The organism is Exiguobacterium sp. RIT452, assembly GCF_003598705.1.
Classification (GTDB): Bacteria; Bacillota; Bacilli; order Exiguobacteriales; family Exiguobacteriaceae; genus Exiguobacterium_A; species Exiguobacterium_A undae.
In genome coordinates this window covers 527,416-545,596 of the sequence record NZ_QXJB01000002.1, presented here as the reverse complement: position 1 = coordinate 545,596, position 18,181 = coordinate 527,416, and the positions used below count along the sequence as shown (strand labels likewise).

16 protein-coding genes are annotated in these 18,181 nt (G+C 48.2%); 13 read left to right on the top strand and 3 right to left on the bottom strand.

From position 1 onward, the window contains the following. The first annotated feature begins 73 nt into the window (after positions 1-73). Complete coding sequence (locus D3D03_RS08220) at positions 74-799, top strand: SDR family oxidoreductase (protein WP_119923306.1); 726 nt, start codon at positions 74-76, stop codon at positions 797-799. A gap of 67 nt (positions 800-866) precedes the next feature. Here the strand turns inward: D3D03_RS08220 and D3D03_RS08215 are convergent, their stop codons facing one another. After that, positions 867-1,973 carry an aminopeptidase P family protein gene (locus D3D03_RS08215; protein ID WP_119923305.1) on the bottom strand — a complete coding sequence of 369 codons (1,107 nt, stop codon included), beginning with the start codon at positions 1,971-1,973 and terminating at the stop codon, positions 867-869. Positions 1,974-2,128: 155 nt separating this feature from the next. Here D3D03_RS08215 and D3D03_RS08210 point away from each other — a divergent pair, with 155 nt between their 5' ends. Next, entirely contained in the window at positions 2,129-3,439 is a 1,311-nt protein-coding gene (locus D3D03_RS08210) for a DRTGG domain-containing protein (protein ID WP_026832330.1), read from the top strand. A gap of 43 nt (positions 3,440-3,482) precedes the next feature. On the opposite strand, the gene D3D03_RS08205 is transcribed toward D3D03_RS08210, so the two are convergent. Next, on the bottom strand, positions 3,483-3,800 hold the full coding sequence (locus tag D3D03_RS08205) for a YtpI family protein (RefSeq protein ID WP_026832331.1): 318 nt from the start codon (positions 3,798-3,800) through the stop codon (positions 3,483-3,485). 66 nt (positions 3,801-3,866) lie between these two features. Between D3D03_RS08205 and D3D03_RS08200 the strand changes: the two genes are divergently transcribed. Then, positions 3,867-4,802, top strand: coding sequence for a DHH family phosphoesterase (locus D3D03_RS08200; protein ID WP_119923304.1), 936 nt, complete (start codon positions 3,867-3,869; stop codon positions 4,800-4,802). Between the two features lie 61 nt (positions 4,803-4,863). Here the strand turns inward: D3D03_RS08200 and D3D03_RS08195 are convergent, their stop codons facing one another. Next, a complete protein-coding gene (locus D3D03_RS08195) occupies positions 4,864-5,058 on the bottom strand; it encodes a YtzJ family protein (protein ID WP_026832333.1) in 195 nt (64 codons plus the stop codon). Positions 5,059-5,213: 155 nt separating this feature from the next. Here D3D03_RS08195 and dnaE point away from each other — a divergent pair, with 155 nt between their 5' ends. The 10 genes from dnaE to mdh all read left to right on the top strand — a co-directional run bounded on the left by dnaE (position 5,214) and on the right by mdh (position 17,913). Next, positions 5,214-8,381 (top strand): DNA polymerase III subunit alpha, encoded by a 3,168-nt coding sequence (gene dnaE, locus D3D03_RS08190; protein ID WP_119923303.1) that lies wholly within the window; start codon positions 5,214-5,216, stop codon positions 8,379-8,381. 101 nt (positions 8,382-8,482) lie between these two features. After that, positions 8,483-9,001 (top strand): FadR/GntR family transcriptional regulator, encoded by a 519-nt coding sequence (locus D3D03_RS08185; RefSeq protein ID WP_026832335.1) that lies wholly within the window; start codon positions 8,483-8,485, stop codon positions 8,999-9,001. A gap of 21 nt (positions 9,002-9,022) precedes the next feature. Then, entirely contained in the window at positions 9,023-9,883 is an 861-nt protein-coding gene (gene accD / locus D3D03_RS08180; RefSeq protein ID WP_119923302.1) for an acetyl-CoA carboxylase, carboxyltransferase subunit beta, read from the top strand. Beyond that, positions 9,870-10,805, top strand: a complete 936-nt coding sequence (locus D3D03_RS08175; RefSeq protein ID WP_026832337.1) for an acetyl-CoA carboxylase carboxyltransferase subunit alpha — start codon at positions 9,870-9,872, stop codon at positions 10,803-10,805. Before accD ends, D3D03_RS08175 begins: the two co-directional genes overlap by 14 nt. Positions 10,806-10,958: 153 nt before the next feature. Beyond that, positions 10,959-11,921, top strand: a complete 963-nt coding sequence (gene pfkA, locus D3D03_RS08170; protein WP_026832338.1) for a 6-phosphofructokinase — start codon at positions 10,959-10,961, stop codon at positions 11,919-11,921. An 81-nt stretch (positions 11,922-12,002) separates the two neighbouring features. After that, positions 12,003-13,751: a pyruvate kinase gene (gene pyk, locus D3D03_RS08165; protein WP_026832339.1), complete on the top strand. Its 1,749-nt coding sequence runs from the start codon at positions 12,003-12,005 to the stop codon at positions 13,749-13,751. A 50-nt stretch (positions 13,752-13,801) separates the two neighbouring features. Further along, positions 13,802-14,278, top strand: coding sequence for a DUF441 domain-containing protein (locus D3D03_RS08160; protein ID WP_199700010.1), 477 nt, complete (start codon positions 13,802-13,804; stop codon positions 14,276-14,278). Between the two features lie 217 nt (positions 14,279-14,495). Continuing rightward, positions 14,496-15,608 (top strand): citrate synthase, encoded by a 1,113-nt coding sequence (citZ, locus tag D3D03_RS08155; RefSeq protein WP_026832341.1) that lies wholly within the window; start codon positions 14,496-14,498, stop codon positions 15,606-15,608. 70 nt (positions 15,609-15,678) lie between these two features. Further along, complete coding sequence (icd, locus tag D3D03_RS08150; RefSeq protein WP_026832342.1) at positions 15,679-16,953, top strand: NADP-dependent isocitrate dehydrogenase; 1,275 nt, start codon at positions 15,679-15,681, stop codon at positions 16,951-16,953. 27 nt (positions 16,954-16,980) lie between these two features. Then, positions 16,981-17,913 (top strand): malate dehydrogenase, encoded by a 933-nt coding sequence (mdh, locus tag D3D03_RS08145; protein ID WP_026832343.1) that lies wholly within the window; start codon positions 16,981-16,983, stop codon positions 17,911-17,913. The last annotated feature ends 268 nt before the right edge of the window (positions 17,914-18,181 follow it).

Here is an 18,181-nt window from a genome sequence, read left to right as displayed (position 1 = left end):
AAGGAGATTTAAAAATTGTTCTTCCTCAAGGGAACCCGTAAGATGGAAGGAGATGAAAGGAGGCGATGCCACGATGAGGCACGCATTAATTACAGCAGGAACAAAAGGGCTCGGGGAGATGGTGACCCGCCGCCTGCTCGAAGAAGGGTGGCACGTGACGGCACTTCATCGCTCGAAACCAACCTTCGGGCACGAACGTTTACATTTGATTGAAGCCGATGTGACGAAACAAGACGAATTACTGAGTGCCGTAGAGCAAACAGTAGAGAAACACGGACGCATCGATGCCTTGATCTTAAATGCAGGACCGTATATCTTTGAACGGAAGTCGCTTGTCGATTATTCGGATCAAGAGTGGAATGAAGTCGTAACCGGAAATTTGACAGCTAGCTTTTGGTTGTTACGAAAAATTCTTCCGATTATGCGCGAGCAACACTACGGACGGATTGTTACATACGGTTTTCCGGAGAGTGCGTCAGCACCTGGATGGATTGAACGGGCAGCATTCGCAGCCGCTAAAAGTGGGATGGTCAGTTTGACGAAAAGTGTAGCGCTTGAGGAGGCGGGCCATGGAATCACCGTGAACATGGTCAATCCGGGTAATATCGTGGGTGAGAACAAATCGAAACGGATTGAGCAGGCAACGGCAGACGATCAGACGCCGGTCGGACGGACAGGTGTCGGGGAAGATATCGCCCGGGCCATCTCGTTTTTACTGGCGGAAGAATCCAGTTTGATTACTGGGGCAATCCTTGATGTTACAGGCGGCGTCAACGTCGTCCATCAATCGCGTCAATGAGTTTAGGAGAAAAGTTCGAAGATAGGACAACAGGGTCCATTCCGAAAAACGGAATGGACCCTGTTATTTACTGTACAGATGGAAGGGACTGCAGATGTTTTGGAGATTGATTTAACGCTTCCGGTCCGTTTTCCGTAAGATGAATATCATCTTCAATCCGGACGCCGCCGACATTAGGAACGTAAATGCCCGGCTCGAGCGTATAGACGATACCCGCTTCAGCCGTCAATAGATTGTTTGAAGCGAGTGACGGGAATTCGTGGACATCAATTCCAAGACCATGTCCAACCCGGTGTGTAAAGTACTCACCGTATCCTGCCGTTTCAATGACATCCCGAGCAGCTTTGTCGAGTGTACCAAGCGTTACACCAACACGACTCGCTGCGGTTGCTGCTTCGAGTGCGCCAAGGACCGTGTTGTAGATCGTTTTCTGTTCTTCGCTCGCTTCTCCGTAAACGAAGGTCCGTGTGATATCGGAACAATATCCTTTCCACACGACACCGAGATCAAACAGGACGAAGTCTCCTTCTTGAATGACACGGTCACCAGGGACACCGTGCGGGTCAGCGCTGTTTGCGCCAAATAAGACCAACGTATCAAATGACATCTCGCGAACGCCTTTTTTCTTCATTTCAAACTCGATTTCCGCGATGACTTCCATTTCCGTGACGCCGGGGCGAATCGCCTTTTTCCCGATTTCGACGGCTTGATCGGCCAATTCAGCTGCTTCACGAAGGATTTCGATTTCTTGGGCATCTTTTTTGACGCGTAATGCCTGCAGTTGCTCACCGATATCGAGGATCGCCGCATTTTCCTGACGGGACTCCAGTTCCTTGAAACGGCTGAATGTCATATGCTCCCCTTCGATTCCGATCCGATTATTTGAGACAGCAAAGGTTTCGAGAAGCTGACTGATTTTATCAAATGGATTTTCGTGGTCGGCATACGTGACGACGTCTCCATCCCAAGGGCTGGCTGAAACGATATTCGCTTCGAGTGCCGGGCAGAAAAGGGCACGTTTTCCATTCGCATCGACGATGACCGCCATGACGCGTTCGTGTGGTTCGGCGTAGACACCTGAAAAATAGAAAACGCCGGCTTTTGATGTAATCAACGCCACATCGATTCCTGATTCTTGCAATACACGACTGATTTGATTTGTCCGTTCTAACATGTCGTTCCCACCTCTCGTTTCTTGTCACGTTTCAGTATACCAAAGTTGGATTTGGAAAACATTTCTCAGAAATCAGACTAGTACACTTTTCATTCTTCCGAGTAGTACAGTATAATGACAGGAGAGTAGAATATAGGAAAAAGAAGGGATACAGCATGCCTACGAAACATGAACAGATCATCCGGCACATTGAGGATCTCGATGTGGGCGCCAAAATATCCGTCCGGCAAATCGCGAAGGACCTAACGGTATCCGAAGGTACGGCGTATCGTGCCATTAAAGAAGCAGAGAATTTAGGGTTCGTCTCGACGATTGAACGTGTCGGAACGATCCGGATCAAGAAAAAGCAAAAAGAGAACATTGAAAAACTGACATTCGCAGAAGTCGTTAATATCGTCGATGGACAAGTGCTTGGGGGACGAGACGGACTTCATAAAACTTTGACGAAGTTTGTTATCGGAGCAATGAAACTCGAAGCGATGATGCGTTATATCGATGTCGACAGTCTTGTCATCATCGGAAACCGGGAAAAAGCCCATGAACTCGTGTTAGAAGCAGGGGCTGCGGTTTTGATTACCGGTGGTTTTGATACGACGGAAGAGGCGAAGAAGCTGGCTGATGAAATGGAATTGCCTATCATTTCGACGTCATATGATACGTTTACCGTCGCGACGATGATTAACCGGGCCATCTATGACCGGCTGATTAAAAAAGAGATTTTACTGGTATCGGATATTCTGATTCCGTTGCATGACACGTTTTATTTACAGACGAACGATCCGATTGCCAGATGGCATGAACTCAACGAACAAACGAAGCATAATCGTTATCCGGTCATCGATGAACAAATGAAGGTAGTCGGTGTCGTGACAGCGAAGGATATCATTGACCGTCCGCATGATTGGCCGGTCGAAAAAGTCATGACCCGTCACCCGATCACTGTCGGAATCCGGACCAGTGTGACGAATTCCGCCCATCAGATGGTTTGGGAAGGAATCGAAATGTTACCGGTCATCGATCAGTACGGACGTCTGCTTGGTATCATCAGTCGGCAAGATGTTTTGAAAGCGTTACAACTGGCGAACCGGCAACCGCAGGTCGGAGAGACGTTTGACGACTTGATTACGGGACAAATCAAAGCAGCAGAAGATGCAAGAGGTCCTTATCTCTCGCTCGAAGTTTCTCCGCAGATGACTAATTTCATGGGGACGGCTTCAAGTGGTGTCTTGACGACCTTGCTTGTTGAAGGCGCAACGCGGATGTTGCGTCACATGAAAAAAGGGGACCTCGTGATTGAAAATGTCAGCATCTACTTCATCAAACCGGTCCAAATTGAAAGTACGATTACGATTCGGGCGAACGTGTTTGATGTCGGACGGAAATTCGGGAAAGTCGATGTCGAGATGTACCAAGGCACACAAATCGTCGCGAAGGCGCTCGTGACTTCACAACTAATCGATCGATAAGTCGTTTTCAGAGCATAAAAAAAGACGGTCATGACCGTCTTTTTTACGACTGTTCCGTTTGTTCCATTTCCCGGACGACATAAGGATAGATTTTTTTGTAACGGATGAAGCCCGCAATAAATGAAGCAACACCGATTACGATCAGGATCGAACAAACGATTTTTCCTGTCAGTGTCGTCAAACCGTCACCGGACACAAACTGATTGACGGCAAACAAAATGACGAACAAGCTGAGCCAGATGCTCGCTTGCGTATTAAATAAAAACTTCCGATTCGTACTTTTCGTATGGAATGCACGTCGTTTTGCGAGTAAATATCCACCAAGCGACAAGACGATTAACAGAATGAGAACAAACTGCATATGGATGACCTCCTTTTCTTTCTATATCTGTTTGTATCATATCAATATTTAGAGGAGCTGTGCACTGTGAAAGAACAAATCAGACAATTGATTGAACAAGCATCGACGATCATCATCCATCGGCACGAACGGCCGGACCCGGATGCACTCGGCAGCCAGTTCGGCTTACGGACGGTTCTGCAACACCAATTTCCGGATAAAAAAATAAAAGCAGCCGGCGAGATGGCGACGTCGCTTGCTTTCATGGGGACGCTTGATGCGGTCGAAACAGATGAGTATCCGGACGCATTGGTCATCATTTTAGATACAGCAAACGAAGCGCGAATCGACGGTAAGGATGCGTTGCGCGGTCGACAGACGATTAAAATCGATCACCATCCGGACGAAGATCCTTACGCGGATATCCAACTTGTCGATCCGACGGTCAGTTCGACGTCAGAGTTGTTGGTCCATCTGTTAAACGAGTGGGGATACGTGATCCCGGAACCGGCGGCGATTCAGTTTTATGCAGGCATCGTCGGAGATACCGGTCGTTTTCAATTCAGAGGGACAACGAGCCGGACGTTTTCGGTCGCGGCACAATTATTGGATACAGGGATCGACACGGACTGGCTTTACCGGAATATGTATCAGACGGAACTGGCAGCTTTACAACTGCAAGGATATGTCCTCCAACACATCGAGTTGACGGAAGCGGGTGTCGGCTATGTCGTCTTGACACAAGAAACGCTTAAAGCCTTCAACGCGACTGTCGAACAGGCGTCGTTACTCGTGAACAGCTTTGCCGGTCTGAAAGGGTTAAAAGCGTGGGCACTCTTCCTTGAGACGGATCAGGAAGTCCGCGTCCGTCTACGCTCAAAAGGACCGGTCATCAACGAGGTCGCAAAAGAATTTAATGGAGGGGGACATCCGATGGCATCCGGTGCGACGATTCAAAATCTAACCGAAGTCGATGGTGTCATTTCCCGTTTGAATGAAGTAGCGGGAGCCTTCCGCTTCTAGACAAAAAGAGGCTGCTCGCTACAATCCTGTGTCGGATCCATGGCGAACAGCCTTTTTGTCTTCAATTCGTTGAAGCCTCTTCTTGGGGGATGAACCAAATTCCACGTTCTGTGTGGTCTTCGATGACGTTCAGTTCCAGTTCCTTGACAGACTTCCGGATTTTTTCAGCAATTTCTTCAGTCTCAGTAAAGGCAGTCACACCTAACTTTAACTGTTCAACTTTTTCGCGAGCGATTTGGCTACGGTTTAAAATCATGGCAAACTCTCCTTCCATGCAAGTCATGATGTTCTCTTTTTATTGTAGCGAATAATTCACGGAATGGCGAGACTCAGGAACAAGCAGATATGACACTTCTGAAAACGTTTTAAAATGGTGGAACATAGACGATGAAAAAGAATGGAGGAGGCAGTATGATTCAGCTAAATGTCCGGACGGCTTATAGTCCCCTGCAGAGTACCATTCGAATGGATCGGTATCTTGACGAATTAAAACAACGAGGCGCGGATGCAGCCGCGATTTGTGAGACCGCGCTGACCGGCGTGCCGGCATTCATCGCCGGTTGCGAGCAACGGGACCTGCTTCCGATTATCGGTTTGGAACAAGATCAGGAAGAGGACGAACTGACCATCTTGTGGTATGCCAAAACAAGCGAAGGTCTGAAGGCACTGTATCGGCTGTCGAGTCAGATGCCGGTCGAGGATCATTCGGACTTGATTGCCATCTTAGCACCAAAACGGCAAGCGCCGGATGATGAAGCACGGTTGCGACGCCTCGTTTCCCAGTGGATCAGCCTTGCGCAAAATGCAACTGTTTATTTGGGTGTAAAGGCGGCGCGCTCCACCGTGGAGCGGGAGAGCCGGGAACACTACCGCCAGGCGGCGTATGCACTTGGAATCGAGACGATTCCGATTGATCCCGTCCGTTATTTACGGCGAGACGAGGCGGAAGCCTATCAGGCGGTCCGGGCGATTGATGAGGGAACAACGTTTCAAGAACAAAAAATCAACCGGACGGCGTATTTGAAGTCAAATGAAGAATTACAGGAACACTTTACGGAGCGGGAACGGATGCTTGTCGAACGATGGGCAACCACGCAAGAGACGTTGGTGTTACCGTTCCAGTCCCGTCCCTTACCACGGGTGACGGAAAATTCGGATCAGGCTTTAAAAAAACTGGCCCACGATGGATTGTTGGCACACGGTCTTGTCGATGCCGTCGCAACAGACCGGTTGCAGTATGAACTGAACGTGATTGAAAAAACCGGTTTTGCCGATTACTTTCTGATCGTCGAGGATCTGGTCCGGCAGGCGAAAGCAAAAGGTATTCAAGTGGGACCAGGACGTGGTTCTGCCGCCGGTTCACTCGTTAGTTACGCCCTAGGCATCACGACAGTTGACCCAATCAAATACGGTCTGTTATTTGAACGCTTCTTGAATCCTGAACGGATTTCGATGCCTGATATCGACATTGACATCGAGGATGAACGGCGGGAGGAAGTGCTTGATTATTTGGTCGAACGTTACGGAAGAACACACGTCGGACAAATCGGAACGCTGTCGACGCTCGGAGCAAAGGCGGCACTTCGTGACGTCGCACGTGTGCTGGAGTTTTCGAAAGATGAGACAGATGCAGCAGCTAAACAACTTGGGAAGGCGACGACCCTACAAGGGTTGGAACAAAAGGCGGCAATCTACCGATGGTTCTCAGGCAGTGAAAAACGGCGGCAACTGTTGCAGCTCGCTCAAGCGATTGAAGGGCTGCCGCGGCAACGTTCGATTCATGCAGCGGGTGTCGTCATCGGATCGGACGATCTCATCGAGACGACGCCCGTCGATCGGAATGCGAGTGACCGGTTCGTCACTCAATATTTGATGAAGGCACTGGAACAACAAGGATTATTAAAAATCGATCTGTTGGGTCTGCGGAACCTGACCCGGTTACGTCAGATGGAACATTTGATTCAACACACGCATCCCGGATTTTCTGTTGAACAGATTCCGGAAGATGATGCCGTGACACTTCGGCTGTTTTCTAAAGGCGAGACGGATCAAATCTTTCAATTTGAATCAGCCGGGATGAAGCAAACCTTGCGGGAAGTCAAGCCGACACGGTTTGAAGATTTGGTCGCGACGATGTCGCTGTTTCGTCCGGGACCGATGAAATTCATTGATTTGTATGCGAAACGGAAAGCGGGTCAACCGTATCAGACGGTCCATCCGATTTTAGCGGAAATTTTACAGTCGACGTACGGCGTCATCGTCTACCAGGAGCAGATCATGGAAATCACACGCCGTGTCGCCGGGTTTACATTGGCACAGGCGGACCTGTTACGTCGGGCGATTTCGAAGAAAAGCAGTCAATCAGTCGAATCCGAGAAAAAACGTTTTATCGACGGTGCACTCGGAAATGGGTTCGAAGCGAGCGTCGCCGAGACGTTATATGATCAAATCGAACGGTTTGCCGGTTATGGATTTAACCGGAGTCATGCCGTTGCTTATACGAAAATCAGTTACGCATTAGGATATATGAAGGCACATCATCCGCAAATCTTTTCTCTCATCTCAATCGATCAGCCGGAACGTCTGGTCCGTGTCATGCGGGAAAAACGATTGCCAGCGTTGCCACCGGATGTCTGGATGTCGGATTATCGTTCAACCTTAGAAGGAAAAGGCATCCGTCTTGGTCTGCAAACACTGCGTGGAATCACGGAAAAAGATTTTCACAGCTTACGAGAAGCGGCTAAAACGTCGCAAACGATTACCCAATTGTTATCGGCCGTTGGGTGGGGGAAAAAAGAACGGACGAAGATTGAACTGCTGTTATACAGCGGAGCACTGGATCGCGCGACGCACGGCGATCGAGCGTTGGCTGAACAAGAAGTCTTGGATTACTTTACGATGGCGTCCAATACGTTGTTGCCGGATGAACTCGCAAGTCTCGGGCGAAGAAAGACCGTTGCAAAAACAAGCCGGACAGCTACGGATTGGGCACGGCTCGAGCGGGAATCACTTGGATTCTGGTTAACGTATTCGCCATTGATGACGGCGATGAAACCACAGGTTGAGACGACCCATTTTCAAGCCATCTCTGCAGAAGCCGAACAGACCCATTATCTCGTCTGTTACATCGATCAGCTGCGCGAATTCAAAACGAAACGGGCCCAGACGATGGCCGTCATCCACGCGGTCGACGGTTATACGACAGAGGAAGTCGTCGTTTTTCCGAAGCAGTACGAGCTGTTCAGCAGATCCTTATACGTCGGCAACGTGCTCTTGATCGAAGTCAAGGCACAGGAACGGGAAGGAAACCGGCAGTTTGTCCTGGAACGGTTACGCCCGCTTGGGCAAGATGTTTTGTTTATCAAACTGCCGTCCAAAAATGAGTTGGCCGTGTTGGAACGGATTTTAGAAACAGCTCCGGGAGATATTCCGGTAGTCGTCCGCTATGCCGATACCAATGAAACGAAACCGTTACCAGGAATCTATGCGATTCAACACAACGAAGAATTGTTGGCGCAGCTACGAATTCGGTTCGGGGAAACGAATATCGTCTTGAAAAATGTCCCGCGTTCGACCTAGTAGTAGGTAATAAGATTTGTTATAATAAGGGGTAATTGGTCTGACCAATGCCGCCGGATTTAGAAAGTGACGACTACGTCAGGAAGGTGGTGCCGTACAAAATGGAAAAGAAGCGAAACGCTTTTGAAACGAACATCTCGGCAATCAAAACGATGATCGAACAGGATGGATTTGTTCCGGGAGACCGGATTCCATCCGAACGCGAATTAGCGGAACGGCTGGCAATCAGTCGCCCGTCTGTCCGGGAAGCACTTCGGACATTGGCCTATCTCGGAATCATAGAGACGCGACACGGCGGGGGAAGTTTTCTCTTAAATCGTGACGACCATACCTACATTCAAATCATCGCACAATTTTTAGTGACCGGAGATTCAAAATTTGAGGATTTGGCGGGAACCCTTCGTTTACTCGAACAATCCGCCTTCGTTAAGTTAACGGACAGGTCTTTTTTGGAAGCGCATATGGATTCCGATTTAGCCTATCGCGAAGCATTGATCAGCACGGTTGACAATGACTTGTTTGAACGGATTTGGCGACAGGTGAATGCCTTCTATCTCAGTTTTGGTCAAGGGGAGCTCTATACGCGAGCGGAACGGGAAGCTTTTCTGAAACGCTCGTAAGAACCACAAGGGGGAACTAACGTGCAAGCATTTTTTCGAAAACCTAAAAAATTTGTCACTTTGACGTCAAAAGAACAGCGGGTCGATGTACCTGTCGGCTTGATGACGAAATGTCCAAAGTGCAAACTCATCCAATATACGAAACAACTTGAAGCGAACCTGCGTGTCTGTACGTGTGGCTACCACCATCCGTTGACGGCGCATGAACGCTTTGCACAACTGTTTGACGAAGGAACGATCACATATTTCGATTTGCCTACTGTCAAAGCAGATCCACTTCAATTCCAAGATTACCCGGAAAAACTGAAAGGGGATCAAGTGCGGACGGGGCTCGAAGAAGCGATCGTCTGTGGAGTCGGACGTGTAAACGGGCATCCACTCGTCGCCTGCGTCATGGACGCGCGTTTTCGGATGGGTTCAATGGGAGCGGCAGTCGGTGCTGCCATTGCCGAGGCGATTCGATACGCAACAAAAGAACGGTTGCCGGTGACGATTTTTTCTGCTTCTGGTGGAGCACGGATGCAAGAAGGCATGGTCAGCCTGATGCAGATGGCGAAATCGAGTTTATTTTTAAAGCAGCATTCGGATGCCGGATTATTGTACATTTCCTGCATGACACATCCGACGACAGGGGGAGTGTCTGCAAGTTTTGCGATGTTGGGTGATTTTAATATCGCCGAGCCAGGTGCACTGATCGGTTTTGCCGGTCGAAGAATCATTGAACAGACGATTCGTGAAAAGTTGCCGGAAGACTTCCAAACGTCAGAGTTTTTACTGCAGGCAGGACAACTCGATGATGTCGTATCGCGACACGATTTGAAAGCCTATTACTCACGTATTCTGATGATGCACTCGGAGGGGAACAATCATGCAACCATTTGATCAACCAGTAATCGCGTTACGCGAAAAGATATTAGAATTGCACGACATGGCCGAGACACAAGGTCTCGATTTTAAAGAAGAGCTCAATTTACTTGAGGAGCGGTTGCGTCGGTTAGAACTCGATGTTTACGGGAATATGAAAGCGTGGAACCGTGTGCAGTTGGCACGGCATCCAGAACGTCCGACGACGCTTGATTATGTGCGGTTGATTTGCGAGGACTTCATTGAATTACACGGTGACCGGCATGGATACGATGACGCCGCAATCGTCGGCGGAATTGCAATGCTGAACGGACAAGCCGTGACGATCATCGGTCATCAACGCGGAAAAGATACAAAAGAAAACATCCGTCGGAACTTCGGGATGCCACACCCGGAAGGATATCGGAAGGCGTTACGGTTGATGCAACAAGCGGTCAAGTTCAAGCGACCCATCATTACGTTCATCGACACGAAAGGGGCTTACCCAGGACGCGCGGCAGAAGAGCGTGGTCAAAGTGAGGCAATCGCTAAAAATCTGTTTGAAATGGCAGGCATGCCCGTGCCGATCATTTCAATCGTCATCGGTGAAGGGGGATCAGGTGGTGCACTCGGCATCGGTGTCTGCGATCAACTCTTGATGCTTGAGAACTCAACCTACTCGGTCATCTCACCGGAAGGCGCGGCAGCCTTGCTCTGGAAAGATGCCAGTCTCGCGGAACAAGCGGCTGAATCGATGCAGATTACGGCACCGGATTTACTTCGTCTCGGAATTGCAGACGGAATCATTCCGGAAGTCGTCGGCGGCGCGCATTTAGATGTTTCATTACAGGCGGACAAAGTGAAATCTGTTCTAGAACAAAAACTAGCCCAACTGACCCGTTTGACGCCAGAACAGTTAATCGAGAAGCGCACAGAAAAATATCACCAAATTGGCACATAACCTGCATGTAATCGCTATCATGATTGGCAGTCCTTATTTCGTGATAGGATGAACAAACTGCTGACGAAAGTTTATGCAGTCTGCCCTGTTGTAAAACAACAAAACTACGTGCTATTTTAGACTAAGATTAATGGAGAGGTGATTAACGTGAGTTTGAAACGGATTGCTGTTTTAACAAGTGGTGGCGACGCACCCGGCATGAACGCCGCAGTGCGAGCTGTAACACGTAAGGCGATTTTTCATGGACTAGAAGTATTTGGTGTCTATAACGGATATCAAGGTTTGATCAATGGAGATCTTGTCCAATTGAATCTAGGTTCGGTTGGTGACATCATTCAACGCGGTGGGACATTCTTACGTTCTGCCCGGTGCCCAGAGTTCCGGACGGAAGAAGGACGTGCGAAAGCAGTCGTCAATCTGAAGAAATTCGAAATCGATGCGCTTGTCGTCGTAGGTGGTGACGGGTCGTATCGTGGTGCCCAAAAATTGACGGGACTCGGCTTCCCGACGATCGGACTGCCTGGAACGATCGATAATGATATTCCGGGAACGGATTACACGATTGGATTTGACACGGCTTTAAACACGGCGCTTGAAGCGATTGATAAAATTCGGGACACGGCTTCTTCACACGAGCGGACGTATGTCATCGAAGTCATGGGTCGTGATGCAGGCGATATCGCGCTGTATGCCGGTTTAGCAGGTGGCGCGGAATCCATTCTTGTTCCAGAACGCCCTGAAGATTTAAAAGAAGTATTGGAACGTATCCAAAGTGGTGTCAATCGTGGTAAGAAACACTCGATCGTCATCGTAGCGGAGGGTGCGGGTCGTGCTCAAGACGTCGGCGATGAAATCGCCAAAGAAACGGGCCTTGATACACGGGTTACCGTACTCGGTCACGTTCAACGCGGTGGTGCACCGACAGCTGCTGACCGTGTGCTCGCCAGCCGGATGGGCGCACATGCGATCGACATCTTACTGGAAGGTAAGCAAGGTCGTGTCGTTGGTGTCCGCGGTGGAAAAATGATCGATCTCGATATCGATGAAGCATTGGATGAAAACAAACATGAACTGGATCTTGATATCTTAGAATTGTCAAAACAACTTTCAATTTAAGATTTTCGTGTACTCAGTTGATTGGGATAGGCTTGTTGGCAGGTTATTAAACAGCCAAACATTGTAGGAGGTTTATGGAATATGCGCAGAACTAAAATTGTATGTACGATTGGACCGGCGTCAGAAAAACGTCTTCCAGAAATGATTGAAGCAGGTATGAACGTCGCTCGTCTCAACTTCTCACACGGTGACTACGAAGAGCATGGTGCTCGGATCACAGATATCCGTCGTGCAGCAGAAGAAGCGAACAAATTAGTCACGATTCTTTTAGACACAAAAGGTCCTGAAATCCGGACGCATACGTTTGAAGAAGGAAAAGCACTTCTCGTACGCGGTAAACAAGTCATCGTCGTCAGCGGCGACGCAAATGAAATCGTCGGAACAGCGGATAAATTCTCTGTAACATATGACGGTTTATATGACGATGTCGAAGTAGGTTCAATGATCATGTTGGATGATGGATTGATCGGACTCCGTGTTGCAGAAAAACTTGCGAACCGTGAACTTCTTTGTGACATTGAAAACGAAGGAATCATCAAAACGAAAAAAGGCGTTAACTTACCGAACGTAAAAGTTAACTTGCCTGCTTTGACAGATAAAGATATCGCGGATATCGAATTCGGAATCAAAAGCGACATCGATTTGATTGCGGCTTCATTCGTACGTCGTGCGTCTGACGTCGTTGCGATCCGTCAATTGCTCGAAAAACACAATGCAAGCCACATTAAAATCTTCCCGAAAATCGAAAACCAAGAAGGTGTCGACAACATCGAAGAAATCATCGCGATTTCTGATGGTTTAATGGTCGCACGTGGTGATCTTGGAATCGAGATTCCAACAGAAGAAGTTACACCAACACAAAAAGACCTCATCAAAATTTGTAATGACTACGGTAAACCTGTCATCACAGCAACGCAGATGCTCGACTCGATGCAACGTTTCCCACGTCCAACTCGTGCAGAAGCATCAGACGTTGCCAATGCGATTCTTGATGGAACAGATGCGATCATGCTTTCAGGCGAAACAGCAGCCGGGGATTACCCGATCGAGTCTGTTCAAATGATGCACACGATTGCAAAACGGACAGAAAAAATGCTCGACTACAAGATGCTCTTGAAAGATCGTCAAACACGCAGCGAACATACAGTGACGGATGCAATCGCTCAAGCGGTTACGCATACGGCAATCAACTTGGATGCAAAAGCCATCTTGACACCAACACAGTCTGGTTATACAGCGGCACGGATTTCAAAATACCGTCCAGAACCAAACATCGTTGCTGTCACACCAAGCGCACGTGTCGCACGTCAGCTTAACATCGTATGGGGTGTCTATCCGATCGTCGTCGATCATCTGTCAGACAACACGGATGACATGTTGACACTTGCTGCTGATACAGCAAAAGAAGCAGGATTCGTCACAGATGGTGACCTCGTCGTCATCTCTGCAGGAATTCCGGCTCTTACAGCAGGTACAACAAACATGTTGAAAATTCACATCGTAGGTAAAGAAATCGCTAACGGTCGTGGAATCGGCGAACGTGGTGTCGTCGGTGAAGTCGTCATCGCCCACAACGCAGAAGAAGCAAACGCAAAAGCGAAACCAGGCATGATTCTTGTTACGAACTCAACAGACCGTGACATGATGCCTGCAATCGAGCTTGCTGCAGCGATGATCACAGTAGACGGCGGATTGACAAGCCATGCTGGAATCGTTGGTCCTTCACTCGGTAAACCGGTCATCGTCGGTGTTGAAAACGCCTTGACAATCTTCACGGATGGTCAACAGATTTCAATTGATCCGTTAACTGGTAAATTGTACAACGCATAATCAATGAAACGGATGTGGCGAAAGCCATGTCCGTTTTTTCAAATCGGGGGATTCATATGGAAGCGTATCTGTTTTTGATTGGTCTTGTCTTAATTGGTGTCATCGCCCAAAATAAATCCTTGATCATTGCGGCCGCTTTCTTACTGATCATAAAAGCAATTGGCTTGGATGGTCGCTTGTTTCCGTCTTTGCAGGCGAAAGGGATCACTTGGGGCGTCACCTTGATTACAGCGGCTATTCTCGTTCCGATTGCAACCGGTGATATCGGATTTAAAGAGTTGCTGAACAGCATTCGGGGACATATCGGCATCATCTCCTTCCTGTCGGGAATTTTCGTCGCCATCATCGCCGCACACGGTGTCGGATTGATGAAAGAAGATCCACTCGTCACGACAGCCTTGCTTGCCGGGACGATTCTTGCGGTTGGCGTGTTCCAAGGGGTTCCGGTTGGACCATTGATCGGAGCAGGGATTGCGGCGCTTATCATCGGAATGTGGGACATCATCGTCAAGTTAATCAGTGGTTAAGTTGAAGAACTACACACTTTGGAATTAATTTTTTGATAATAGTATGCAAGTTCGTTCACTTTTTGGTTAATTTTGTTTATACTAAGGACAGAAACAAGATGGTCTATTCAAGAGCAAACGGTTCAACGTGGGGAACGACTCTTGCGTAGACGTCTTTTTTTCAATACGGAAATGAAAGCGTTTTAAATTTCTGGGGGAAAAAAAGGGGGATTTTTGTATGACACAAACAAAAGGTTTAGAAGGAATCGTCGCGACAGCATCGAAGATCAGTTCGATCATTGATGGTCAGTTGACGTATGGTGGCTATACAATTGATGATTTGGCGGAGCACGCCTCATTCGAAGAAGTGGTCTTTTTGCTTTGGAATGACCGCTTACCAAAAGAAGAGGAACTGAAGCAACTGTCAGAAGCGTTGATTTCTGAAGCGACTGTTGCACCTGCAGTACTTGAGACATTAAAAGTGGCGCCAAAAACCGCTAATGCGATGTCTGCCATTCGGACTGCCTTGTCGCAACTCGCATTATATGATGAGTCTGCTGAGGATATGTCGACGGAGGCGAATTACGCTAAAGCCATCAAACTCCAAGCGCAGATTGCAACACTCGTCACGGCGTATGCGCGCATCAAAAAAGGACAGGAACCGATTGCTCCGAAACCAGGACTCTCGTATGCTGCAAACTTCCTTTATATGCTGACAGGCGAAGAGCCGACAGAAGTAGCAGAAAAAGCCTTTAACCAAGCGCTTGTCCTTCATGCGGATCACGAACTGAATGCATCGACGTTTACGGCACGTGTCTGCGTCGCGACGTTATCAGATGTCTACTCTGGTGTCACGGCAGCGATGGGCGCACTCAAAGGTCCACTTCACGGTGGAGCGAACGAAGCGGTCATGAACATGTTGCTTGAAATTGATTCAGTTGAAAAGGTTGACGAGTATGTTCATAATAAACTTAAGAACAAGGAAAAAATCATGGGCTTCGGTCACCGTGTCTATAAAGACGGCGACCCGCGTGCGAAGCATCTCCAAGAGATGAGCCGCCAGTTGACGGCACAAATCGGAGAACCGAAATGGTACGAGATGTCAGTGAAGATTGATCAGATCGTCCAATCGGAAAAAGGATTGAAACCGAACGTCGATTTCTATTCCGCTTCCACATACCATGCACTTGGACTTGATACGGAATTGTTTACGCCAATCTTTGCCGTCAGTCGTATGTCAGGTTGGTTAGCGCACATTTTAGAGCAGTATAGTGACAACCGCCTCATTCGTCCACGCGCCGATTATATTGGTGAAACACACCGGACATACGTGTCCATGAACGAACGTTAAAAAACACGGAGAGGAGAAATCCTCTCCTGCTTTTTGATGACATCAATCATATTCAAGGGGGATTTTACAAATGGCTACAATTCAAGGCGAAAACATCACGGTAACAAACGGCACACTCAACGTACCAAACGCTCCAATCATTCCGTTCATCATCGGTGATGGCACTGGACCTGATATCTGGAATGCTGCAGTTCGTGTCTTCGACGCTGCTGTCGAAAAAGCATACAACGGCGAGAAGAAAATTGAGTGGAAAGAAGTCTACGCTGGAGAAAAAGCCTTCAACAAAACAGGCAACTGGCTTCCGGAAGAAACACTTGATCTGATCCGCGAACACATCATCGCCATCAAAGGACCACTCACGACACCAGTCGGCGGCGGAATCCGTTCACTTAATGTTGCACTTCGTCAAGAACTTGATTTGTATACATGTCTTCGCCCGGTCCGTTACTTCACAGGTGTTCCTTCACCAGTCAAACGTCCAGAAGATACAGACATGGTCATCTTCCGCGAAAATACAGAAGATATCTACGCAGGAATCGAATATGCGTCAGGCAGCGAAGAAGCGCAAAAATTACTTAACTTCCTTCAGACAGAGATGGGTGTCAACAAAATCCGTTTCCCTGAAACATCAGGTCTCGGAATCAAACCGATTTCAAAAGAAGGAACAGAACGCCTTGTTCGTGCAGCGATTGAGTATGCTCTTGAAAACAAACGCGCTTCATTGACGCTCGTCCACAAAGGAAACATCATGAAGTTCACAGAAGGTGCTTTCAAGAACTGGGGTTATGAACTCGCAGAACGTGAGTACGCAGAACACGTCTTCACATGGAACCAGTACGACCGTATCAAAGAAGAAGAAGGTACTGACGCAGCGAACAAAGCACAATCAGAAGCAGAAGCTGCCGGCAAGTTGATTGTTAAGGATTCAATCGCAGATATCTTCTTACAACAAATCTTGACACGTCCAAAAGAATTCGATGTCGTCGCAACGATGAACTTGAACGGGGATTACATCTCGGATGCCCTTGCAGCGCAAGTCGGTGGTATCGGAATCGCACCAGGTGCGAACATCAACTACATGACAGGTCATGCCATCTTCGAAGCGACTCACGGTACGGCACCGAAGTATGCTGGACTCGATAAAGTAAACCCATCTTCTGTTATTCTTTCAGGAGAAATGATGTTCCGTCACCTTGGCTGGAATGAAGCAGCAGACTTGATCATCCAATCGATGGAAAAATCAATCGAAGAGAAAGTGGTCACGTATGACTTCGCACGTCTCATGGATGGTGCGACAGAAGTGAAATGTTCTGAATTCGCAGATGAACTCATCAAGAATATGTAATCCAATCTTGACTAGGGGGACTGGGCAATGAATCGACGGAAAAAGATTTCGGTCATCGGCAGCGGATTTACTGGAGCGACGACAGCACTTTATCTGGCTCAAAAAGAGCTGGGGGATATCGTGCTCGTCGATATGCCGCAACAGGAAAACGCTACGAAAGGCAAAGCGCTCGACATGCAGGAAACGGCCCCAATCCAAGGCTTTGATGCGTGGATTAACGGGACATCAGATTATCAAGACATCGAAGGTTCTGACATCGTCGTCATTACGGCCGGCATTGCCAGAAAACCCGGGATGAGTCGCGAAGATCTTGTCAGTACGAATGCAAACGTCATGAAAGCGGTCACGAAAGAAATCGTGACCCATGCCCCGGAATCGATCATCATCGTCTTGACGAACCCTGTCGACGCGATGACGTATACCGTCTTTCAAGCGTCCGGTTTTCCGAAAGAACGGGTCATCGGACAATCCGGTGTGCTCGATACGGCCCGCTTCAGAGCGTTTGTTGCGATGGAGCTGAATGTATCGGTCAAGGATATTTCCGGATTCGTGCTCGGCGGGCATGGCGACGATATGGTTCCGTTGTTACGTTATTCCTACGCGGGTGGGATTCCGCTAGAGAAACTGATGACACCGGAACGGTTGTCTGCCATCGTCGAACGGACACGAAAAGGCGGCGGTGAAATCGTTCAGTTGCTCGGGAATGGTTCGGCGTATTACGCACCAGCGGCAGCCATCGTCGAGATGGTGGAAGCCATCCTGAAGGATCAACGGCGGATTTTACCGGCGATTGCCTATCTCGAAGGCGAATATGGGTACGAGGACTTATACTTGGGTGTTCCAACTGTTTTGGGTGGGAATGGGATAGAGCAGGTATTGGAACTGGAACTCAGTCCGGAAGAGAAGCAGGCACTCGATCAATCCGTTTCGACGGTCCGTTCCGTTCTTTCGCTTCTTTGAACAACGTAACGTGAACAAATTATAATAAAAAAAGATGGACTTAACAGTGATCTTTTATATGGAACAGGGGTCGGATTTTAAATCCGACCCCTGTTCTCATTTAATTAGCTCAGTCATTCAAGTTTCGTGAAGGAAATCGGAAAAGTTATTCTGGGGTCTGCTATGTTTGTACGAAAAGAGCTTATTAATAGGTGTTCTTATAGAGTTTTTTATTTTACAATTTTTTAAATGTCTCATAATGTGATAATTTCGTATACCACGGAAGCAT